Raw genomic sequence first — 22,849 nt, 5'->3', positions numbered from 1 at the left:
CTCCGAGCCATTCAATGTAAAGAATGGACCCGGAGCTATCAACTTCCGACGGTCAAGCAAACACAGCGAACTGACGAACGTATTCGCAATGTGTCTACCTCGTAGAAATGCGGTGGTGTTCGTCAGGTCGCGTTGGAGTCATCGATAATGTATACAGTCATTCTCGCGGATGGAGACTTGTGGGGGCAATTGCTCAGGGGCATTCTCTCCTGGGAGACCTTACAGTTTGTGGTCGCCTTCCTCTCCATATTTGGTTTCGTGCTCACAAGCGCGACACTACTGGTCCTTATTGAACGCAAGGTGATCGCCTGGGCGCAGGACCGCTTTGGTCCTTACCATACAGGCCCCTGGGGCCTACTTCAGAGCGTTGCTGACGTTGCGAAGCTCTTGCTCAAAGAAGACGTGCATACTGCCGAGAGCGATAAGTTGCTCTTCTGGATGGCACCTTCTGTCTTCCTCGCACCTATGATCGCAACTTTCGCGGTTATCCCGATCTCACCATACCTGAGCCTGCCCGGAACCGCCCTGGCAACTGGTATTATTTACTATGTCGCCATGAGCTCAATTGACGTGGTGGGTGTGGTTATGGCTGGTTGGAGCTCAAACAACAAATACGCCCTGATGGGTGGCCTGCGCGGTGCCGCTCAGATGATCTCATATGAGCTCCCCCTGGTACTTTCCCTGCTAGGCGTCGTCATTCTGACAAGCGTGCTGGCTGGCACACATGGCTATCCTGGCGTGCCAGGCATTGGTACCATCTCCCTACGCGAAGTACAGGATTTCCAGAGCGTCTGGGCGAAAACTGGTAACCCTGTACTAGACTTCATCTTTGAAGGCTTCACGCCCTGGGCCTGGTTTATTCTAGTGCAGCCACTCATGCTCATCATCTACTATACCTGCGGTCTCGCTGAAACCAACCGCCCACCCTTCGACCTGCCCGAAGCAGAGTCAGAGTTGGTCGCTGGTCATATGACCGAGTATAGCGGTATGCGCTGGGCCATGTTCTTCCTGGGTGAGTATGGCAATATGACGGTCGTCTCGGCCATTACTGCCTATATGTTCATGGGAGGCTACTCCGGTCCTGGTGTTGCCTACCTGACAGGATTAAACAACATCTGGTGGGGACTAGCTGGCAACATTCTGGCCCTGACCTACTTCGTGCTCAAAGTCTACCTGCTCTGCTTCGTCTTCATCTGGGTCCGCGCGACGTTGCCGCGCCTGCGTTCCGACCAGTTGATGCAATTTGCCTGGCTGATCCTGATCCCGGTGACACTGACCAACATAATCGTCACTGCTGGTCTGTACCTGATCTTCCAGAATCTGCCACCTCTGGTCTACCTGATTGTACTGGGAGCTATCAACTGGCTTTCAGTATGGGGCTTTATTAAACTGGTGGGTCGCGTGACGACCTCGACAACCCGCCGCGCTCAGGCTCCCGCGATTCGCGCTCAGCGGCGCGCGACCGCTCTGCCTGGTCTGAAACTGCGTGATGGAGTTCCTGCGCCCGCACCACAGCTTCCCGCTGGCGCTGGTAGCCAGAAATAATAATACTGAACCAGTAAAAAGCAGGCTCCCATAGATTGGATCTCGGGAGCCTGCTTTTTACTGGTTCGCTTACCAACTCTGGCCTGGCATACCTTGGCCTTGCTGCCAGGATTGAGCCTCTTGCCATTGATTTTGCTGCCCTGGCATGCCCATCTGTTGCCCCTCCTGCCACTGATTTTGCTGACCGGGCATATCCATTTGTTGTTCTCCCTGCCACTGCCCGGGCATACCCATCTGTTGTCCTTCCTGCCACTGCCCGGGCATACCCATCTGTTGTTCTCCCTGCCACTGATTCGACTGATCCTGGAAGCCCACTTGCGCCTCTTGCCAGGACGCCGGTGCTGGCAATGCTTGTTGACCTGGCATACCCATCTGTTGGCCTTCCTGCCAGGATGCGGGAGCTGGTAGTGCCTGCCATGATGGCTGCATGGACAGCGGCTGTTCCCCAATTTGGGCCTGCATAGACATCTGCGCACGAATCTCTTGAATAGGGAGTTGTTCTTGTATCCCTTGCCAGCGTTTCGACATCTTCCGCCAGCCAAATACTCCTACTAGCAAAACGATCAGATACACAACATTGACGGCCCCTATACTCTCGATAAACATGATGGTAATCTTATCTCGAAAGATAACGCCAACCGCAATATCCAAAATGACGAGCGCCGCCGCAAAGTTCGGCACCTCGCGCTGCATCTTCTCCAGTTCCGCCTCAAGATCTAGCAAATAGAGGTCTTTCGTACGCTTGAGACGCTTGGACCAACGTACCAGCGCGATAAGCGCTACTATAAGAAATAGCAGGCAGATAACACCTATGATCGCTAGATTGAGAATACTTGCAAACATGCTCGTAGCTCCTTCATCGCCCTGATTTCCTGGCCTTCCTTTCCCTCAACCCTCTCCCCTCTCCACGCATTTCAATTCTTCGATAATTTATAGCTTGAGAGGCAGAGAGAAATCAGGTACGCAACCAGCTTCGATACAAATAACACCTATTGCTCTCCTCATTCTCACACTATTTGAACGCAATAACGCTGATGGTCATGTTATAGATGACTGTTTTCCTATCGGCATCTAAGACATTGGTCCCATCGCACACTCCCTGCACACTTCCATACGCTAGCCTTTAGCAGCGCTTAAGCCTTGAGAAGTTGTATCATAGAGGGTATATATTTCAAGAAAGAAGGTTTCACTATGTCTAGTTATTGCGAGGTCGCGCGCGATAATAATTTCCATCAGGTCTATCACGATAGTGAATATGGTTTTCCTCTTACAACTGACGCGGCCCTCTTTGAGCGGCTCGCGCTTGAGATTAATCAGGCGGGACTCTCATGGCTAACTATTTTGAAGAAGAAAGAGCACTTTCATCGGGCTTTCGATGGCTTTGATCTTGATCGCGTCTCCGCCTATGGTACTCGGGAAGAAGAGCGCCTGCTCAACGACGCTGGCATCATTCGCAACAAGCTTAAGGTGCGCGCCGTGATCGAGAACGCACGCCGCCTCGTTGTGATACGTGAGCAACATGGCTCCTTCGTGGCATGGCTCGATGCCCATCACCCCCTCGACCGCGAACAGTGGCGCAAGCTTTTCAAGAAGACCTTTGTTTTTACTGGCGGCGAGATTGTCAATGAATTTCTGATGAGCACAGGTTACCTCTCGGGCGCACACAATGAATCCTGCCCCATTTACCACCAGATTAGCACCCTCAATCCTCCCTGGATGCGCGCACTTCCTACCCAGAAACCCTCTATGACTCCCAAGTGAGCATCTATTTCATTCCTCTTCTATTAAAGAAGTTCGGTTTGTGATATTCCTCATAGTGTTAGAAGCGAGAAGTCGTTATGCTCTAGTAAAATACTACAATACCACAAGGATGTTGTCTCGCGCGTACGCGCTTATCGCTGGAAAGGGCCAAAATACGATGTTCACTCCCAACGGCGAATTCCATATTGAAATACTCGTTGATGGTAAGCCACTTCCGCACTACTACCATCGCGACGAGGTGTTTATCGAAGGCACACAGGGGCGCTCATTTACGCTCAAAATTGGCAAGAAGGATTATCAACGGCGGGCCCTGGCAGTGATTAGTATTGATGGGCTCTCGATCAACGATGGCAAACCTGCTCACTCACACAGCCGTGGCTATGTGCTTGGCAAGGATATGTGGGAATATACCATTCCTGGCTGGCGGCTTGATAACGAGCAAGTTGCTGCTTTCTACTTCGCAGATCTGCCTCAATCCTATGCCTCTCAGATGGGGAAGCCACAGAACATTGGCGTGATCGGCGTAAAATTCTGGTATGAAGAAGCCCTGGAAGCCCTGAACGACTTAGAGTATGTTGAGTATGAACGCACGCCATCCTATCCACCATATACACCTCCCCCAGCACCAGGAGGTGCTCCCTCTATGCCTGATACCCTTGGTGGCGTCCCTCCTATGGCACCGAGTGCCCCATCTGCGCCCAGCAGCGCGCCCTACGCTGCCCCGAAACGGCGCATGGCTCCCCCCAGCGCTCCTGCTCCTCGCTCGCCAGGACTGGGTACTGGCTTCGGGAAGCGCATGGAACACCGTGTAACAAATGTCGATTTCACGCGCGATGAGTCGACATTACAGACACTCGTTCTGCGTTATGACAACGCGGAGAATCTAGAGGCACGTGGCATTATCCTCGAATCACGCCGCGCGCAAGACGATAAACTGCTCCAAGCCAATCCCTTCCCCGCCGATGACACAGGCTGTACTCCTCCTCCTGGCTGGGACGGGCGCTAAGCGACTCGAATGCGCAATACCACTTTGTAAGTCTACTAACAAGCCTATGCCTTGACATGAGGAATGGCGTTGGGCTCTCCAGGCTCGGGAAGCGCCACACGCTCGGTTGCGTCATAGGCTCCATGCTGCTTGAGAAGAGCGCGAGCCACATCGTCATTTTCATCACTTTTGACAGTGACGATGGTGCGCCCGTGCTCTAGCTCTCCTTGATAATAATGCGCGTCATCTTCCGGAACTCTCAATCCCACCAGCATCCCAACAAAGCCGCCCGCCATCGCACCCAGGGCTGCCCCTCCCAGCGCAGCAAAGATAATACCTCCAGCGACTACCGAACCGATACCAGGAATCACAGAGATCGCAGCGGCGGTCAGGAGGCTCACCAGCACGCCCCCACCAACTGCACCAGCCGCCGTCCCTATGGCGGACCCCATACTGGTCGATTTCGTCTCGTCTTCAGCATTGATATGACGATAGAGATAACCAATCTGCTGATCGTTATAACCCGCACGCCGCAGGTCTTCCACTGCGCTCTCAGCCTTCTCTCGCCTCTCGAAAACACCAATCACAACTGGACGTGCAACAGAAGCCATTCAATGACACCTCACTTTCAAACATGTTATTATGTACACGTATTGATAAGCACCTGCGATGCGCCCCCTATGATTACAAACAATATGGCACACAATTATACACATTTCTCATTTTCCACGATTTATATCTTCACATGTGACATTAAGGTAAACTTGCCTCTTTAATATTCATAATTACAAAATATTTAACAGGCTATATAATTGGATTACACGCTTAAATAATATCGAAATATGCTCCTACAGCCATTGACAGAAGAGCCTGATTAGGAATACTATGTTCGGGATAGCATCACATCATCGTCGCTGCTATACATTACCTCGTAAAACGTGCCCACATTACGGCACCCTGTAAAAGGAACACTTACCATGTCTAATATGCATGAAACGCATAATCACTCACACGACCAGCATGACTCCACGGAAAATGAACTGGAACACTTACTCCTGCATGGAGTTGATTTCCAGGATGAGATACAAAAGGCCGAAGAGATCGCGCCCGTATCTGGTGAGGGGGATGAGGATGATGAGGACAGGGAGGTATATCCAGATCATGACGTTCAGGGTGCGCTAGGACTCTTCGCTGAGGCAGCACAGGATATGACCACAGCTTCACTTGAATTAAGCCTGGGTCGCCATTTCGCCTGCGCCGATTACTGCAATCAAGTGGCGGAGAAAGCCGCGCAAGCCGTAAGCTTGCTGCACATAGGCCGCCGCTCTCCATATAACCATGACCTGCGCGCTCTTGGTGCCCAGGTTGGTGCTCCGGTCTCTATTCAAGAGGAGATGGAGCGGTTAACTCCTTTCCATCCCGAGGCATTCTATGCCGAAACTCCACCTGAGGAGGCCGATGAAGTAATCAATGCTGATCAGGCGAGCAGCTACATCCGGAGTGCTCGCACTGTCCTACGCTGGGCACGTAACATTGTTCTGACAACGTAGTCGCAATTTCAGAGCGACGGGGCTTTGGTGCAACACGTGACCTCTCGCCCTCGCCAGAGAGTCGTAAGGGAGCGCTCGCGCCTGGCCCACAAGCACAAGTGGAGGACACATCTTCATGACGCAACAGATCACACACACCGAGTTGGAAGAGGCTGTCAAAAAGTCTCCGCGTAAATGGGTCTATCTCTTTAGTGAGGGCAATGCCTCTATGCGTGCTCTCCTGGGTGGTAAAGGGGCGGGCGTGGCCGAGATGACCAATGCTGGTCTGCCTGTGCCTCCCGGTTTTACAATTACAACCGAAGCCTGCAACACCTACTATGAGGTGAACAAGCAGTTCCCCTCAGGACTCTGGGAGCAGACCCTGGCCGCGCTCAAGATTGTTGAGCAACAGACTGGGAAGAACTTCGGTAGTAAAGAGAATCCGCTTCTGGTTTCGGTCCGTTCAGGAGCAAAATTCTCAATGCCGGGCATGATGGATACCGTACTCAACCTGGGTATCAATGACGAGACTGTCCAGGGACTCATCGCTCTCACAAACGATGAGCGCTTCGCCTACGACGCTTACCGCCGCTTTATCCAGATGTTCAGCAAAATCGTACTCAATACTAATCCCCAGGACTTCGAGAACCTCCTTGAAGCCTATCGAGAGCGAACCGGGGCCAGCATCGACGCTGAGATCCCCGCCTACGCCCTCAAGCAACTCGTCGTTGAGTTCAAACAAATCGCAGAGCGCCAGTCGGGGCAGCCTTTCCCCACTGATGTTTATGAGCAGTTACGTAAGGCCATTGAAGCCGTTTTCTCCTCCTGGAACAATAAGCGCGCTATTGATTACCGCAACTTCAACAAGATTCCTCATAACCTTGGTACCGCCGTCAACGTCCAAAGTATGGTCTTCGGCAATATTGGTAATGATAGTGGCACTGGTGTTGCCTTTACCCGTAACCCATCGACCGGCGAGCGCGAAATCTACGGTGAGTATTTGCTCAACGCGCAAGGCGAGGATGTCGTTGCAGGTATCCGCACCCCCTCGAAGATCAGCCGCTTGCAGGAGGATTTACCAGAGGTTTTCCGCGAATTTCAGGAGATCGCCAAGCGCCTGGAGCAACATTACCGCGATATGCAGGACCTTGAGTTCACCGTCGAACATGGTCGCCTCTATATGCTTCAGACGCGCTCGGCTAAGCGCAATGCTAACGCAGCCATTAAAGTAGCCGTAGATATGGTACGCGAGGGCCTGATAACTCCGGTAGAAGCTCTCCATCGTGTTGAGCCAGCTCATGTTTATCAGTTGCTCCTACCTCGCTTCGACGACCTGGAGAAACATCGGGCAGCAACCCGGGGTAGGCTCCTTGCCAAAGGTCTGAATGCCTCGCCGGGAGCAGCCTATGGCAAGGCGATCTTCGATGCTGACCGCGCGGAGGAGCTGGGTAAAGCTGGAACGGCAGTCGTGCTCGTACGCCCCGAGACCAGTCCAGATGATGTCCATGGTATGCTGGTCGCCAAGGGTATTCTGACTGCACGCGGTGGAGCAACCAGCCACGCGGCTGTCGTGGCTCGTGGCCTTGGACTTCCTTGCGTCGCTGGCTGCGAAGGGATTCGCGTGAGCGATAGCGAGCGCCTCTTTCGCGTTAACGGCTCCGATATCGTGATCCGCGAGGGCGACGATATCTCAATTGATGGTGCGACCGGCGAGGTCTTCCAGGGGCGCATTCAGACCGTCGACCCTGACTTTGCCAAAGAAGAGGACCTGCAAACCCTGCTCTCCTGGGCGGACCAGACGCGCAAGCTTGGTGTCTGGGCCAACGCCGACTATCCACGCGACGCGCAGCGCGCGGTGGCCTTTGGAGCGGAGGGTATCGGCCTCTGCCGCACTGAGCATATGTTTATGGAGCAGGAGCGCTTGCCCATCGTACAGCGCATGATCCTCGCACGCAGCGACAAAGAGCGACAGGCCGCTCTCGATCAACTGCTACCCTTCCAGCGCGCCGACTTCAAGGGCATCTTCTCAGCAATGGTCAACCCCAACACGGGTGAAGGTTATCCTGTTGTCATCCGCCTGATTGACCCACCGCTGCATGAGTTCCTGCCCTCCTACGAGGAATTACTGGTCGAAGTGACACGCCTGGAAACGCAAGGCGGACATGAGGAAGAACTACAGAAGAAGCGAGCTCTGCTTGAAGCCGTCGGCTCCATGCGCGAGATGAATCCAATGCTTGGCCTGCGTGGGTGCCGCCTGGGTCTGCTCTTCCCCGAGATCAATGTCATGCAGACGCGCGCCATTCTAGAGGCTGCTGCAGAATTAGCCCGTGAGGGAAAGAAACTTCAGCCGAAGATTATGATTCCTTTGGTTGGGCATGTCAACGAGCTGCGTGAGGTGCGTCGCCAGCTTGAGGGAGTCGCCAGTGAGATCGCGCGCGAGTCGGGAGGCGCTATTGCCTACAAGTTCGGCACGATGATTGAGATTCCACGCGCCGCGCTCACTGCCGATCAGATCGCCCCCGTCGCAGACTTCTTCAGCTTCGGCACCAACGACCTGACCCAGACAACCTTCGGCTATAGCCGTGACGATGCCGAGGGCAAATTCCTGCTCAAGTATGTCGAGGGCCTTGATGTGCCTGGACAACATGAGAAGGTCAAAATCCTGCCTACCAATCCTTTCCAAACCCTGGATCGCGAGGGTGTAGGTCAGCTTGTCGCAATGGCTGTCGCCAAGGGACGCCATGCCAATACCGGTATTGAGTTGGGAATCTGCGGCGAGCATGGTGGCGATCCCGAGAGCATCGCCTTCTGCCATGAGGTCGGCCTCGACTACGTCAGTTGCTCACCGTTCCGTGTACCGGTCGCGCGCCTCGCCGCCGCTCAGGCCGCGCTCAGTCAATCGGAGAAAGACAAATAGACTCAGCCCCTACTTATGGCATGCGCTTCATTCTTTTGCGCATTGCCATAAGTAGCCAAAGGGATTATCCCCTGACAAGGACAATCCCTTTGGCAATCTGATATTTAATTGTGTATACTAGCTATCTTTTCCGACTCCTAAGATAACTTCCGCCACCCATGAACAGACCCACCACCATCATCAATAATCCCCACCAGAGATTGATATTGATTCCATCACTACGAGCATAGTCCGCCGTACCAAACAGACCATAGAGAAAGAGCACCAACCCCATCACGCCTATGGTCGCACCTATCGTTAAGGCGATGGACATCTGATGTGACTCGCCCGAGCTCTCCATATCGTGCACATCCTCTTGACTCATAACCAATACTCCCTTCGAACTAGAAGAATATGACGTTCAGCACAACGAAGATCACCAGAGCAGCACCAGCCAGCACCATCGGCTTCTTATACCACACCGTCTCCACAACTTCACTCTTGGGTGTCAAACTGTAGACCAATCCCTTAAGCTCCGCATCAGGCTTGGGGCTGGTAAAAAGCGAGACAATGATCGTTATCACAAAACAGGTTCCCCACGCAATCAACGCACGCCACATACTTGACCCCTCGGAGCTACCCAGCGAGAAGAGGTGCATATATTGTTCCATTATCCACATAGCAATCGAGACAGTCGTCCCAACCACCAGACCAATGAAGCCACCCCAACCCGTTGTACGCTTCCAGAACATACCCAACAAGAAGGTCGCCAGCAAAGGAGCATTAAAGATCGAGAATAGTGCCTGTACATAGTCCATAATACTGCTAAAGTTGGCGGCAAGGTAGGCAGTCGCAACACTCAGCAGGATACCTACAACAGTTACAATACGCCCCATCCACAGATAATGGCTATCAGGTGCATCTTTTTTGATATATGAGCGATAGATGTCGTAGGTCCACACAGTATTGAATGCCGTAACATTGCCAGCCATACCAGACATAAATGAGGCAAGGAGTGCGGTCAAACCCAAACCTAGCAAACCACTGGGGAAGAAATGCACCATTGCATAGGGGATCGCCATATTATATGAATTCTGGAAACCACCACCCTGCCCAAGATGTGGCATCACAGAAAAAATGACGAGGCCCGGCACAATCGCGATAAAGGGGAAGAATAACTTGGGGAAAGCCGCGATGAGTGGGGTACGCTCCGCCGCCGCCTCATCCTCCGCAGCCAACGCGCGCTGCACTACCAGGAAGTCGGTACACCAGTAGCCAAAGCTCAAAACAAAGCCCAGGCCCAACGCAATCCCAATGAAATTAACCCCAAAGGGGTTATCATTCCCAGCAGTCCCCTGCCACAGGTGGAAAAAGGTAGGATTATTCACCTTAGCTTGCAGGCCCGACCAGCCTCCTACATTATGCAGGCCAATCAAGGTCAGCGGCAAGAGTCCAAGCACGATCAGGAAGAACTGAAGGGTCTCATTATAAATTGATGAGGACAACCCGCCAAGCAGAATATAGCCCATGATGAAGGCCGCCGCCAGCCAGATACATAGATTGAGATCCCAGCCCAGCAGCACATTGAAGACCAGTGCTGCCGCATACATGTTTATACCACTGGTTAGGACGGTTAAAACTCCGAATGATATGGCATTAAAGCCACGGGTGGCTTCATTGAAGCGTAGCTTCAGAAAACCAGGGACCGAGTGGGTCTTGCTGCCATAGTAAAAGGGCATCATAAAGATAGCCACAAACAGCATCGCGGGGATGGCACCAATCCAGTAGAAATGGGCTTGCATAAAGCCATATTGCGCGGCATTCGCGCCCATACCCAGAATCTCTAGAGCTCCCAGATTAGCCCCCACAAAGGCCAGACCCGTTACCCAGCTTGGGAGAGAACGCCCCGAGAGAAAGAAATCCTCTGAAGAGCGCATGCGCCTCCTTAGCGCAAACCCAATTCCTAATGTCACACAGAAGTAGATAGCGATGATCAGGTAATCAACCCAGCCAATATTCGCCGTTACATCCACTTGCATCGATGCAATGGCAAGCATATGTATGCCTCCTTATCTTCTATGATGCGCCCCTCGATGAGGCTAGAGAGTCTCAACAAAAAGTCGCCACAACGCTCTTAAAAAATCAACATATTATTGAATATAATGACACATAATGAAATATAGCGAAATTAATCTCTGCTGAAAACGTGGGCAACCTATGAAAAACACGTTTCACAGGTCTCAAAGGTATACAAGTTCAAGCATTAGCGACTACAGTTCAAGTCCCAGTCTTTTACGCAAAAAGTGTATGCAACCCTTCAAACATGTAACCGATGCCTATTATCGGACGTGGCTCATGACAGACGTATATTCGTAAAGGAGTTACTAGCATATGAATCTCTCAGGCAAGGTTGCGCTCGTCACGGGCGCGGGTTCTGGATCGATGGCGCGTCCTCCCTCCTTCGCGGCTAAGCAGAACAAGGCAAAGGGGAGACCAGTAAATATACCTCCCCTTTAAGGCCTTACGCCTCCATCGTGAGCAATACCTTCAAATTGCCACGCTGCACGGCAAACTGGAAGGCCGCAACCGCTTCGTCTAGTGTATAACGAGCGCTAATCAATGAGGACACATCTATGCGCTTCTGTCGCAAGGCACGTAAAGCTGGCTCAAAGGGGCCACAACGTGAACCTTGTACGCGTATCTCATTGACGACGATGGTTGAGAAATCCAGAGTTCCCGGCTCCGCGACGGTACTTTTGAGCATAATGGTGCCACGAGGTCGCACCAGGCGCAACGCCATTTCTAGCCCTCGCGCCGATCCGGTACACTCCACTACATAGGCACTGCGCTCGCCTTGCTGAACCAGTTGCTCTGCATCTTCCAGAGCCAGCGTTTTGACCCCACTTCCGGCAACGAGTGCCAGCTTCTCCGTATGCTTACCTACCATCAAGACCTCGCAGCCACTCAGCACAAGCACTCGCGCCGCCAGTTGCCCCATCTTGCCATCACCGAGCACAAGCACACGTTCTGAAGGTAGTATGTGCATCTGCTCTAGCATCTCAAAATTCGCAGCTAGCGGCTCAACAAAGACAGCCTCGTCGTCGCTGACCTCATCGGGGACAAGATGCAGGTTCGCAAGAGGGAGCGTCGCATACTCGGCGAAAATGCCATCGTGACCAATAATACCCAGTGCCGTGCGCCTGGGACAATGCGAATACACCTCATGGCGGCAATATGCACACTCAATCTGACGGCATGGTATATTTATCTCGCCCACGACTCGCTTTCCCAACATAGTAGCATGTTCTTTTCTGTCAACCGCACCGCCTATCTCTTCCACAATCCCCACAAATTCATGGCCCAATACGCCATGAAAGCCCTTATAGCCGCGCGTAATCTCCAGATCCGTATTACAAATTCCCGCCTGTACCACACGTATAAGCGCCTCACCATCGCCCGGAATTGGCATAGGATAGGCACGCTCAATCTCTAACCCTTGTTCGCTAAATACTAATGCCCGCATTGTCTATACTCTCCTTCACGCAAAACAGGATTATATAATCCAGCGTAAAACATTGAAACCCGAATAGCAACTTTGATATCATTGAGCGGATAGTCTTGCGTCAACCAATATAAGTGCTACTATAGAGCAGACAACAAACGCTGAAAGCGTCCAACATCTAAGGATTTTCTTTCCATGAACAACTATGATCTTATCGCACCATTTTATGATATAGAGCACGCCGGGTTTGATGAAGACCTGGATATGTACCGCAACTTCGCCGAACTCTGTGGTGGCAAGATTCTGGAGTTAGCTAGTGGCAGCGGACGCGTCCTATTGCCTCTGGCGGAAGACGGTTACGAGGTAACCGGCGTTGACACTTCGGAGCGCATGCTCGCAATCGCACGCGAATCACTAAACGATGCCGGGCTGAGCACGCGCTGTACGCTAGCCCAACAAAACCTCTGCGAGCTTCATCTGGAGCAGAAATATCGCATGGCCTTTATCGCACTCGGCTCCTTCGCCCATATTACTGCTCGCGCTCAACAGAAGCAGGCCCTCGCCGCTATACGCGCACATCTCTCACCCGGTGGCATGTTCATTCTAGACATCAGCAACAGTGACTTACGCTATATGGAAGCTATGAGCGGACAGATGCTACATCAGGGTACCTGGCAGTATGACGATGCAACCTGGCTTACCCACTTTGTAAGTCCCGCCTCTACGCCTGACCGCCACTTGCTGGAACTCACCCACTTCTACGATCAGCATACCCAGGGGGGGCCAATCCAGCGGACCGTCACAACAACTCATCACTATCTCTTTGAGCGTGGTGAAATCGAGTTGCTCTTAGAGCAGGCAGGTTTCCTTGTCAAAGACGTTTATGGAGACTATGATCTCGCGCCTTATCATCTGGAGAGCCCACGCATGATCTGCGTCACTGAAGCTCATTAGAGAAGCAGCAGTAAACCAGAAACGCGGAAAGCTAGGAAACACATGGTTAAGATAAAGGGGAAAATTAGAGTATGCAAGACTTGCACCGCTGGAATCTGAGCGCGACAGAGGCCATTGCACTTCAGCGCGAACTCGCGCAACGTATCATTCTTGAAGACCATATCGGGGAAGTACGCTCTGTCGCAGGCGTTGACATGGCAATCCATGAGGAGCATGATATGGCCCAGGCAGCCATTGTGCTCCTCTCCTATCCAGAGTTAGAGATTATCGAGCGCCATATCTACGAAGAGCCGATACCCATGCCCTATGTGCCCGGACTCCTCTCATTTCGTGAAGCACCAAGTGTGATCGGAGCCTTCAAGCGACTTCGCCAGAAGCCAGACCTGATCATGGTAGATGGACAGGGTATCGCGCACCCCAGACGCATCGGCATTGCCTCTCACCTCGGGCTCTGGCTCGGCATACCTACTATTGGCTGTGCTAAATCCCTCCTCGTTGGTCACTATGACCAGGATGCCCTTGGTGAAGAGGCAGGTTCCTGGGTTCCACTCATCTATAAGCAGGAGACCATCGGCGCGGTTGTGCGTACGCGCACACACGTTAAGCCAATGTTCATCTCACCCGGTCATCTTATCAGTCTAGAAACAAGTATTCGCTATGTCCTGGCCTGTAGCAAGGGCTATCGTCTTCCCGAGACAACGCGTCAGGCAGATAAGCTCTCAAAGGACAAGACCTGGATCGAGCCCGAAACACCAGGAGATACCGAACAACCGACACTCTGGTCCTGATCTAAAGCGTATCCTGGCGCGCACCCTCATAAATCGGCAAAGTGAAGTAGAACGACGATCCTTTCTCTAGGGCCGTATCAAAGCTGATGGTGCCGCCATGTTGCTCCACAATCAAGCGAGCAATCGCCAGACCAAGGCCATATCCCCCCATCTTCGACTGCTGACTATGATTCGACTGATAGAAGCGCTCAAAGATGTGGGGGCGATCCTCTAATGGAATGCCATAACCTGTATCCGTCACAGTAATCATCTGGAAATGCGCGTCATGCTCACGCGCGGTAACCGTCACGGAGCCGCCGGGGGGAGTATATTTGATAGCGTTGGCGATGAGATTGTTCAGTACCTGCTTGATCCGTTGCGGATCAATATAGAGCAATGGTGTCTCCTGGGGAATAGCTAGCACTAACGCCACGCCTGCTTTAAGCGCTTGAGGCTGTAAATTGCGTGTTACCAACCGTACCAGTTCATAAAGTTGGACACCCTGCTGCCGCGTTTCAAACTGCCCCAGGTCTGAGCGTGTCATAAATAGGATATCCTCAACAATAGAGATAAGCTGCTGTACCCCCTCCTGAGTGTACCCCAGGTAGAGCCGCTGCTCTTCCGTTAGCTCGCCCATATGCCCCTGTAAGAGCAGTTCAATGAAACCATGCACAGAGTTCAACGGTGTACGCAACTCGTGCGAAACCATAGAGACAAAATTAGCGCGTACCTGGCTGGCAACCTTTAAGGCTGAGAGATCCCTCACGGTAAAGACCGCACCTCGACCGTCACTAGCATCAACTGGGGTCACGCTAGCCGAAACCTCACAAAAGGACTCGCGTTGGCTCCCAACCACCAATTCTTCATTTGGCAATGGCCCATGTTGCTGCAACGCCCGCGTCAAGGGACAACTAGAGGTGCCGCATAACTCCATGCGGTTCAGATTCTTGCAGCGCAATACCTCGCGGCACTTCCACCCCATCTCCTCATCTCTCGGCAATTTGAGCATCGTCCGGGCAGCCGGATTGCTCTCTCGTACCAGAAATTGTTCATCCAGAACCATAATCGCATCCGAGCTATGCTCTATGAGCGCATTCAGTACCTCATCACGCTCGATGCGCGACACAACCTTAATGCCCGAGCGGCCCAGCTCCGTAGAAGTACTTGTGTCCTCGCGAGCAGACTCGCGTCCAGGTTCCTTCTGCTGATCCTGTTTTTGCATACGCTTCCGCACCCTGACCCCCTACATTCCAACAAGCTTTCGCGACATTACATGTCTATTTACCGACAAACTTGTAGCCAATTCCACGTATCGAATGAATATAGAGCGGCTTATCTGGATCATCCTCCAGTTTCACACGCAAACGACGAATATAGACGTCCACAATATTGCTATTGTTCTCGTTATCATTCCATACCTCCGCCAGTAGTTGGTCGCGGTTCACGACCTGACCTGCGCTGTTCATTAAAACACGCAAGACATGCATCTCGGTCGGCGTCAGTGTAACTGACGGTTTACCAGTTACAGCAACCTTGAGCTCGGCGGGAAATAGCTCAATCTGTCCGCCACGAATGCTCTGATTGCCTGTCTTCCCACTCTTCTTGATCCGCCTCATGACCGCCTGTACGCGAGCGACGAGTTCCTGATGGTTATATGGCTTACAGATGTAATCATCTGCGCCAATGTTAAAGCCCTGTAGCTTGGCTTCGATAGTATCCTGAGCAGTCATAAAAATAAGCGGGATTTCGTAACCTTCAGCCTTCAATTTGGCGGAAAACTCGAAACCATTGATATAGGGCATCGTTACATCGAGGATCAGGAGATCAGGCTCCCGCTTCTGGATCATCTGTAGAGCGCCACGTGGGTTATCTGCGGTCTCTACCTCATAGCCTTCTTTACTTAAGACAAACTGTACCAGTGTATTCGCAAAGCGGTCGTCATCTACGACGAGAATGTACACAGTCGTTCCCTCTCCTGCTTATCTCAGACTGCAATGGACGATGCTCTCCGCTGTGAGCGTATCTAAAGTCCATGCAACAACTCTTTTAGTTGCGGTCTCTCTGCTGTGGGCGCAAAAGTGCTTCGCCATGATGATATGTGTGTGCCCCGTATGATTCAATATCTATTCATCAGCTTCATACAAGTTCAAAGAAGCAGCATCGCGCACGCAAAGCGAGCGTGCTCTGATACTGCTCTTCATTCCTACAATCAACGGTATTCACTATGCCCGTGTATCGTACACACAGAAGCAGCTTACTGTCAAGATGTAAGCTTTGTTGCCCGTACTTTCTGTATATACACCATCAAAATGGCTATATCCGCTGGCGTTACACCCTCAACACGCGACGCCTGCCCGACTGTTCGCGGCAAAGTCTTAATCAATTTCTGCCGCGCTTCGGTACGTAAGTGCTGCACATCACGATAGTCCAGGCCCTCTGGTATACGCGCCTCCTCCAGGCGTGAAGTGCGCCGCACCTGTTGCTCCTGCTTGCGCACATAGTTCTCATACTTAACCTGAAGTTCAACCTCTTCCGCCGTGTCTTCTGGCAGTTCAGCCAATTCCAGGGCTAGCCGTCCGCCAGATGCATCTTCTTCTCCATCTAGTCGCACCTGTTCCTGAGCCATACGCTGGGAAAGGCTGGCGATCTGGTGATAGCGAACCTGGGGACGACGCAGCAACTCTTTGGCTGTCATCTTCTGCCCTAACAGACCCACACCAAGGGACTGAGCATGCTGCTCTGTGATGCGCGACGAGGTAAAACTAACACTATCAAGCACCTCTAACGTACTCTGGATAGCCTCCCGCTTGCGTACCACTTGCTCATAGCGCGTTGAATTAATCAATCCCAGGCGATAGGCATGGTCACTCAGGCGTAGATCCGCGCTGTCGGGACGCAATAGTAACCGATGTTCTGCACGCGATGTATGCAGGCGATATGGCTCGCTCATGGGGCGCGTCACCAGATCATCAACCAGTACGCCGATATACGCCTCATGTCGTCCCAGTACAAAACCATCCTCACCCCGCGCGTAAAGAGCGGCATTAATGCCAGCCATGATACCCTGGGCCGCAGCCTCCTCATAGCCTGATGTACCATTGATCTGGCCCGCTAGAAACAGGCCAGCCGCAGGCTTGGTCTCCAAGGTAGGCAATAACTGCGTCGGCAAGACATAGTCATACTCGACAGCATAGCCGACACGCATAATCTCTGCCTTCTCCAGTGCCGGGATACTACGAAGCATCTCCAACTGCACATCTTCTGGCAAACTGGTATTCATCCCCTGCACATACACCTCGCCCGTGCGCCAGCCCTCCGGCTCTAGAAAGATCTGATGTGAGACCTTATCGGCGAAACGCACGATCTTATCTTCAATAGAAGGGCAGTAGCGCGGCCCAACCCCCTCGATGACCCCAGTGTATAGTGGTGAGCGATGCAGATTCTCACGGATAATCTCATGAGTACGCTCTGTAGTACGTACCAGATAACATGGCAACTGTGGACGCCAACCGTGCAAATCCTCATCCAACACAGGATATACTGGATTAGGTCGTCCACCGGGTATTTGTACATCCTCGCGCGCACTCACATCTTGCGAGAAGTAGAGCGGAACACGGCTCCCCGGCTGACGCTCAGCCTTGGTAAAGTCAATCGTGCGTGCATCAATACGTGGTGGCGTGCCCGTCTTAAAACGCTGCACTTCGAGCCCCAGCATACGCAGAGAGTCAGAGATACCTAACGCTGGTCCCTCACCCGCACGTCCACCAGGCTGTGTCTTCTCACCCACCACCAGGCGACCATTGATAAATGTCCCCGTCGTCAGCACGACCGAGCGCGCATGATATGTCCAGCCATTGTTTGCCACCACCCCACGGAGCACATAGCGCCCATCTTCACGCCGCTCGCTCAGAAAGCGCTGAATTGTAGCCTGTTTCAGCTCTAGATTCGGCTGCTCCTCCAGCACATATTTCATCGCCAGACGGTATGCCTGCTTATCACATTGCGCACGCAAAGCCTGCACAGCCGGCCCTTTACTCGTATTCAGTAGCCGCATTTGAATAAAGGTGCGGTCAGTATTCCGGCCAATCTCACCCCCCAGGGCATCGATCTCCTTAATGAGATGCCCCTTGGCAGGCCCCCCCATAGAGGGATTACAAGGCATAAGTGCCACACTATCCAGGTTCATTGTCAGTAACAAGGTCTTGCGACCCATGCGCGCACTCGCTAGTGCTGCCTCACAGCCTGCATGTCCCGCCCCAACCACGATCACATCGTAGTATCCCCGTACCATCTGCTCTGGCGTCAGAGGCGTACTCTCTCCACCTGTAGTCATCTTGTATACACCTGATTGTTTCTTTTATATGAACGCTCTTTCATATCCTACACGCCACGTATTATGCCCCAGCCACCCAACAGCGTCAATATTTAGCATGCCAGTCAGCTTTTTTCGCCTCTCCCTCACTGATAAATGTATTGCAGGATTCTAGTCTACTCATAAACAGCAGAAAAACGATTGACGAAAGCAGCCAGACGTGCTATTATCGTGGCAGAATACGGGGCGATGGCGAAATGGTAGACGCAGGGGACTTAAAATCCCCAGGCTGAGAGGCCGTGAGGGTTCGAGTCCCTCTCGCCCTACCCTCTCAAGAAAACCCGCTTCTCAAGCGGCATCAGCAAAAGCACATCTTACAACAAAAGAGCCAGACGGCTCTCTTTTTTTGTCATTTTTTGGTGTGCTCTCGCCTAGCCTCAGCACTGCGATAATCCTCAGATAGATATCAGTCACCTTCACAGTACTATGCCCCCTTTCGCACGCCAATTTGAATAGTTCGCCGCGTTCCAGGTAAAACCGTGCGAAAGTATGCCTAAACATATGAGCAGACACACGTACATTCTCAATATCACAGGCGGCTTTGATACCATCAAGACTTGACCGTACGCCCTCATATCTCAATGGTTTCCCTCGACGACCTAGAAACATGGTCATCTCTTCAGTTTGGGCAGGCCTGCGATGCTTGTGTACGTACTTCCAGAGAAGCTTACCTACTTCGGGATGCAAACCAAAATCTCTCTCTCCTTCTGACCTTTTCCAAAGACCTTTACGTAGCGGTCATACACATCTGTTACCTAGCAGAATTGCGCGCAGCTAGGAGCTATACAGCACATCATCCTATTGATTCAAAGTCAATGTCTAAATGGAAAGATGCGTTTGAAATTGCAAAAGAATTATTTATCAGAGCACCTTTAGATAAAATTTTGCTCGACAGTGATAGGCAAATCAGGCAATACATGAGAAGGCAGCACATCATCAGCAATAAAAAGGCCTTGAGAGCGATAGACACCACTATCTAGAAACAACACTTCTACGATATGAGCATCAGGGGTTACAATCCAATACATAGGGACGCTAGTGCGTCTTGCTTCTCACACCGATCATGACCCGCTGTACTCGGTGAGACAACCTCAATCACCAAATCAGGAGCACCAAGAATACGCGAATCGGCGACTTGATCCAGATGCTCAGAGAAGCACAAACCCATCAGGCTGGACGATATATCCATACCCAAATTCGACATCGAGAGGAGCCATAAACACCTCTCCTAACTCTGATGCTTCAAGCTTCTCTCTTTATTTTGACCTAGATATCTAAGTATGCAGCGTTTTTGGGGCTTTCGCTATATGAAGAGGTAAGATCTCAAAGTAGCTTGGAGGAGACAGAACAAGGATGACATCACAACGCTCCGTAGCCCTGGATCGCACCCACCTGGCATATCTCTATCAACAGTTTGCCCCAAAGATCCTGGACTATGTGTATAAGCATGTATCATCTTTCCAGGATGCAGAAGATATCTTAATTGATGTCTTTGTGGCAGCGCTTAAAAGCTCATCATTTACATCATTGGCAGAAAAAGAGCAACTGGCATGGTTGTGGCGCGTAGCGCGTAACAAGATTGTGGATTTCTATCGACGGGCGCAACGCGCGCCTCGTTTGCCGCTGGGAAACATCGATGAGCAACTTGTTAAGGATACCTTCCCGACCCCTGAGCAGATCAGTATCCAGCAGGAAGAAGGAGATAACCTTGCCCTGCTGATCGAACGTTTCTCACCGCTTCAACAACAGGTGCTGTATCTCCGGTTTAGCGAGAATTTACGATGCGCTCAGATTGCTGCTAGAGTTGGAAAGCGTGAAGGGAGTATCCGTTCTCTCCTCTCTCGTGCTCTTAATCCCCTGCGCCGCCACTATCATGAGCAAGAAAAAGGAGGTACATATTTTGGACCCACGCAATGACCCATTTCAGCCGAAACATATCGATGAACACATTGAGTGGCTGGCTCAACAGGGACAAGAAGAAACGTCAGATGGTCACCAGAGCGCTCGGCTGGTCCAGCGATTGCAACACTACTATGAGGAAAAAAAACAACAGGATACGCTTGAACGAGCATGGGAGCATATCGCTCGTAAGTATGATGAATCTTTGCTTTCGTCCTCAGAGGGCGAGAGTATTTCGCATGAACAGAAGAAGAATGAAAGGATTGAATTGCAGATTATGCAGCAAAATATAGTAAAAGTTACACCTATGAGGAACATCTTTCGAGGATGGGGAGCTCTCATCGCTGCCGCTGTACTTGTTGTGCTAGTAGCGAGCACTGCCGTTATTATGAGTCGCGCCACGCAGTTAAAGGGAGGCCCAGGAGCCGGAGGACAACCGTCTATATGTGTTTCTACGCCGACGACATCAACATCTACTACCTGTGCCACGCCAACAGCCCCGACAAGTACACCACAACCAGCGCTCACACCCACAACACCAGCGCTTACACCGACAGCCCCAGAGGTTACGCCACCACCGATACTCACGCCAACGGCTCCAGGGGTTACGCCGCCACCGGTACTTACGCCGACAGCTCCGGTAGTTACACCTACGCACCGTTAAACAAGAAATGTTTTGAGAGCAGGCATTACTGCTTGCTCTCATCAGAAAACGGGTGCTGTGGTTGAATGTGTCCCTGTAGCATCTTATTTCTTACTTCTAGAAGCGTGTGGGGACTACTACATCAATTAACTCCTTAAAAGCCCCAATGTACGACACACTTTGGGCTTACTACATCAATTGTGGCTTATAACCAATTGCAATCATTGCTACTGATGGACTGGTCAGGAGCGGGCCGAGAGTGGAAGAGGGAATTGTTAAGTGGGTGTTAATCCTCTGGAATTGGGGGAATTTCTTCGACATTTGATATCCCATCTCACAGAACGTTTTCTCTATTAAAGTGCTAAAAATATATGTCGGATGCGCCGCCTGTGCAATAGGTGTTCGCAATTCTGGAAAATTATGCTTACTCTCCTCACACTCATAGGATTTGAGATGAAAGCAATTTCATATAAAAGCATGTCAAGTTACATCATGGTAAGGCTTCCCTCTTGCCACTGCACTCCAGTCATGCTACACTGCAACAGAAAATTACAACTTTTTTAGGTATCGCTCGTAGTTTTCAAAAAGACGACATTATTTTTACAGATTTACAAATTTATGTATGTTCGTGTTAATAACAGAGCAAGTAGTGGACGGTGACCAATGTTCGATTCGACAGTGAACGCATCTCAGATGCTGGGAAATATCGGTTCAATCGCGGTACCTAAAACAAAGCTAGGTCAAAAGACCAAAACAGGTACACTCGATGTAGTAGATACTCAGCGAACCTCCTCTTACGGCAGCGGAGCCTGGACAAGCGCCGAAGTCGAAACGTTAAATGATATGGCTATCGTTGAGCTTGTTTTACGAGGCAATCAAAACGTTTTCGCAGCACTCGTTGAACGCTATAAGGACGCTGTCCAAAATCTGGCTTATCGTATGCTTGGTAATACCACCGAAGCAGAAGATGTAACGCAGGAAACTTTTGTACGCGCCTACACTCAACTGGCGACGTATAAACCAGCGCATAAATTTAGCACCTGGCTACTTTCTATCGCCTCACACCTCGCTATCGATCAACTGCGGCGGCGGCGCTTTCTAGCTCTCCCTCTAGAAGATGTTCCTTTTCTGGAGTGGATTGTTGATGCGGGCATCAGTCCCGAACAATCGGCTCTACGCGGGGAACAGCATGATGAGATTCAGCAGTATCTTCAACTGTTACCCAGTAAGTATCGCGCCGTTATCGTCTTACGTTACTGGTATGACTTTTCCTATGAAGAGATTTCCCAGGCCTTAAACCTGACGCCTGCTCTGGTCAAAGCACGCCTCCATCGAGCGCGTGAGTTACTCGGTCGCCACATCAAGAAACAGACGACGGGCGAGGAGGTTGCTAACGATGCTCTGCTGCGACGCTAGAGAGTGGCTGGATGCTCAGCGTAATGGCAAGCTTGAACCAGCCAGAATACGCGAACTCAAGAAACACCTCGCAATCTGCGAAGGTTGCCGCGCTTTTGAGCACAGCCTGGAAGAGACCTACTCAGCCAGACAGACGCAGCAATCAGGCATAGTAACCAGTGTCTCTACCGACCAGATCATGCAGGCTATTCATCAGCGTGCTCGTGTGAGTCAGCAGCTCGAGGATATACGCCAGCAGCAGCAAACACGTATTCTGCGTATTCGTCCGGTTGGCACGGTTCTGGCTGCATTCACTTTTTTTGCTCTCAGCTGCATTCCATTATTCTTATTCGCTATTCTGCTTGTCCAGAGCGATTATGCTGTCCAGGCGTTACCTACCTTTAGTGGCGTCATTGACATCCTGGTAGTCCTGGCTCAACTCCTACAGGATGGTCTGATCTTTACCACGCATAACGGCTGGCTACTCATCGCCGTCTCGTTGGCAGTCGTCGTCATGATGGGGATGTGGATTCACTTAATGCGCCCACCGCGTGAGGCATAGTTCTGACATGGTGAGCGGTCGCCGCGTACAATCATGGTA

At 51.6% G+C, this 22,849-nt stretch carries 21 protein-coding genes and 1 tRNA gene; 13 read left to right on the top strand and 9 right to left on the bottom strand.

What is annotated here, in order from left to right; all coding sequences use genetic code 11:
• The first annotated feature begins 147 nt into the window (after positions 1–147).
• Positions 148–1,545, top strand: coding sequence for a complex I subunit 1/NuoH family protein (locus tag K3T82_RS14255; RefSeq protein WP_220194109.1), 1,398 nt, complete (start codon positions 148–150; stop codon positions 1,543–1,545).
• A 69-nt stretch (positions 1,546–1,614) separates the two neighbouring features.
• Here K3T82_RS14255 and K3T82_RS14250 read toward each other — a convergent pair whose 3' ends face one another.
• The gene (locus tag K3T82_RS14250) at positions 1,615–2,388 is read right to left on the bottom strand and encodes a hypothetical protein (protein WP_220194108.1); all 774 of its coding nucleotides are present in this window, start codon (positions 2,386–2,388) and stop codon (positions 1,615–1,617) included.
• 348 nt (positions 2,389–2,736) lie between these two features.
• On the opposite strand from K3T82_RS14250, the gene K3T82_RS14245 reads away from it, so the two are divergent.
• Together K3T82_RS14245 and K3T82_RS14240 are read left to right on the top strand one after the other, a co-directional pair.
• Positions 2,737–3,306 (top strand): DNA-3-methyladenine glycosylase I, encoded by a 570-nt coding sequence (locus tag K3T82_RS14245; protein ID WP_220194107.1) that lies wholly within the window; start codon positions 2,737–2,739, stop codon positions 3,304–3,306.
• A gap of 157 nt (positions 3,307–3,463) precedes the next feature.
• Entirely contained in the window at positions 3,464–4,312 is an 849-nt protein-coding gene (locus tag K3T82_RS14240; protein ID WP_220194106.1) for a hypothetical protein, read from the top strand.
• Positions 4,313–4,356: 44 nt separating this feature from the next.
• On the opposite strand, the gene K3T82_RS14235 is transcribed toward K3T82_RS14240, so the two are convergent.
• Positions 4,357–4,902, bottom strand: a complete 546-nt coding sequence (locus K3T82_RS14235; protein WP_220194105.1) for a general stress protein — start codon at positions 4,900–4,902, stop codon at positions 4,357–4,359.
• A gap of 366 nt (positions 4,903–5,268) precedes the next feature.
• Between K3T82_RS14235 and K3T82_RS14230 the strand changes: the two genes are divergently transcribed.
• Together K3T82_RS14230 and ppdK are read left to right on the top strand one after the other, a co-directional pair.
• On the top strand, positions 5,269–5,841 hold the full coding sequence (locus K3T82_RS14230; RefSeq protein WP_220194104.1) for a HEPN domain-containing protein: 573 nt from the start codon (positions 5,269–5,271) through the stop codon (positions 5,839–5,841).
• 115 nt (positions 5,842–5,956) lie between these two features.
• Positions 5,957–8,737, top strand: coding sequence for a pyruvate, phosphate dikinase (ppdK, locus tag K3T82_RS14225; RefSeq protein WP_220194103.1), 2,781 nt, complete (start codon positions 5,957–5,959; stop codon positions 8,735–8,737).
• 121 nt (positions 8,738–8,858) lie between these two features.
• Here ppdK and K3T82_RS14220 read toward each other — a convergent pair whose 3' ends face one another.
• Complete coding sequence (locus K3T82_RS14220; protein ID WP_220194102.1) at positions 8,859–9,101, bottom strand: hypothetical protein; 243 nt, start codon at positions 9,099–9,101, stop codon at positions 8,859–8,861.
• 19 nt (positions 9,102–9,120) lie between these two features.
• A complete protein-coding gene (locus K3T82_RS14215) occupies positions 9,121–10,773 on the bottom strand; it encodes a sodium:solute symporter family protein (RefSeq protein ID WP_220194101.1) in 1,653 nt (550 codons plus the stop codon).
• Between the two features lie 334 nt (positions 10,774–11,107).
• Between K3T82_RS14215 and K3T82_RS49090 the strand changes: the two genes are divergently transcribed.
• Entirely contained in the window at positions 11,108–11,233 is a 126-nt protein-coding gene (locus tag K3T82_RS49090) for a hypothetical protein (RefSeq protein ID WP_268886632.1), read from the top strand.
• 4 nt (positions 11,234–11,237) lie between these two features.
• Here K3T82_RS49090 and K3T82_RS14210 read toward each other — a convergent pair whose 3' ends face one another.
• Positions 11,238–12,239, bottom strand: coding sequence for an MDR/zinc-dependent alcohol dehydrogenase-like family protein (locus K3T82_RS14210; protein ID WP_220194100.1), 1,002 nt, complete (start codon positions 12,237–12,239; stop codon positions 11,238–11,240).
• Positions 12,240–12,413: 174 nt separating this feature from the next.
• On the opposite strand from K3T82_RS14210, the gene K3T82_RS14205 reads away from it, so the two are divergent.
• Both K3T82_RS14205 and nfi read left to right on the top strand, forming a co-directional pair.
• Positions 12,414–13,172: a class I SAM-dependent methyltransferase gene (locus tag K3T82_RS14205; protein ID WP_220194099.1), complete on the top strand. Its 759-nt coding sequence runs from the start codon at positions 12,414–12,416 to the stop codon at positions 13,170–13,172.
• 71 nt (positions 13,173–13,243) lie between these two features.
• Positions 13,244–13,960: a deoxyribonuclease V gene (gene nfi, locus K3T82_RS14200; RefSeq protein ID WP_220194098.1), complete on the top strand. Its 717-nt coding sequence runs from the start codon at positions 13,244–13,246 to the stop codon at positions 13,958–13,960.
• A gap of 1 nt (position 13,961) precedes the next feature.
• Here the strand turns inward: nfi and K3T82_RS14195 are convergent, their stop codons facing one another.
• The 3 genes from K3T82_RS14195 to mnmG all read right to left on the bottom strand — a co-directional run bounded on the left by K3T82_RS14195 (position 13,962) and on the right by mnmG (position 18,272).
• Positions 13,962–15,161 (bottom strand): sensor histidine kinase, encoded by a 1,200-nt coding sequence (locus K3T82_RS14195; protein ID WP_220194097.1) that lies wholly within the window; start codon positions 15,159–15,161, stop codon positions 13,962–13,964.
• 55 nt (positions 15,162–15,216) lie between these two features.
• Positions 15,217–15,900 (bottom strand): response regulator transcription factor, encoded by a 684-nt coding sequence (locus K3T82_RS14190; RefSeq protein WP_220194096.1) that lies wholly within the window; start codon positions 15,898–15,900, stop codon positions 15,217–15,219.
• Between the two features lie 299 nt (positions 15,901–16,199).
• A complete protein-coding gene (mnmG, locus tag K3T82_RS14185; protein ID WP_236031148.1) occupies positions 16,200–18,272 on the bottom strand; it encodes a tRNA uridine-5-carboxymethylaminomethyl(34) synthesis enzyme MnmG in 2,073 nt (690 codons plus the stop codon).
• A gap of 222 nt (positions 18,273–18,494) precedes the next feature.
• Here mnmG and K3T82_RS14180 point away from each other — a divergent pair.
• Positions 18,495–18,577: transfer RNA gene (locus K3T82_RS14180), tRNA-Leu, on the top strand.
• A gap of 22 nt (positions 18,578–18,599) precedes the next feature.
• On the opposite strand, the gene K3T82_RS49910 is transcribed toward K3T82_RS14180, so the two are convergent.
• Positions 18,600–18,998, bottom strand: a complete 399-nt coding sequence (locus K3T82_RS49910; protein ID WP_220194095.1) for a site-specific integrase — start codon at positions 18,996–18,998, stop codon at positions 18,600–18,602.
• Positions 18,999–19,664: 666 nt separating this feature from the next.
• Between K3T82_RS49910 and K3T82_RS14165 the strand changes: the two genes are divergently transcribed.
• The 4 genes from K3T82_RS14165 to K3T82_RS14150 all read left to right on the top strand — a co-directional run bounded on the left by K3T82_RS14165 (position 19,665) and on the right by K3T82_RS14150 (position 22,810).
• A complete protein-coding gene (locus K3T82_RS14165) occupies positions 19,665–20,228 on the top strand; it encodes an RNA polymerase sigma factor (protein ID WP_220194094.1) in 564 nt (187 codons plus the stop codon).
• Positions 20,212–20,874: a hypothetical protein gene (locus K3T82_RS14160; RefSeq protein WP_220194093.1), complete on the top strand. Its 663-nt coding sequence runs from the start codon at positions 20,212–20,214 to the stop codon at positions 20,872–20,874. The genes K3T82_RS14165 and K3T82_RS14160 overlap by 17 nt, the downstream gene beginning before the upstream one ends.
• A 642-nt stretch (positions 20,875–21,516) precedes the next feature.
• Complete coding sequence (locus tag K3T82_RS14155) at positions 21,517–22,269, top strand: sigma-70 family RNA polymerase sigma factor (protein ID WP_220194092.1); 753 nt, start codon at positions 21,517–21,519, stop codon at positions 22,267–22,269.
• Positions 22,250–22,810: a zf-HC2 domain-containing protein gene (locus tag K3T82_RS14150; RefSeq protein WP_220194091.1), complete on the top strand. Its 561-nt coding sequence runs from the start codon at positions 22,250–22,252 to the stop codon at positions 22,808–22,810. The genes K3T82_RS14155 and K3T82_RS14150 overlap by 20 nt, the downstream gene beginning before the upstream one ends.
• Positions 22,811–22,849 lie beyond the last annotated feature (39 nt).

This window comes from Ktedonospora formicarum, from assembly GCF_016587355.1.
Taxonomy (GTDB): Bacteria; Chloroflexota; Ktedonobacteria; order Ktedonobacterales; family Ktedonobacteraceae; genus Ktedonobacter; species Ktedonobacter formicarum.
Note: the sequence above shows the minus strand (reverse complement) of the source record. Positions and strands in the feature narration are given on the sequence as shown.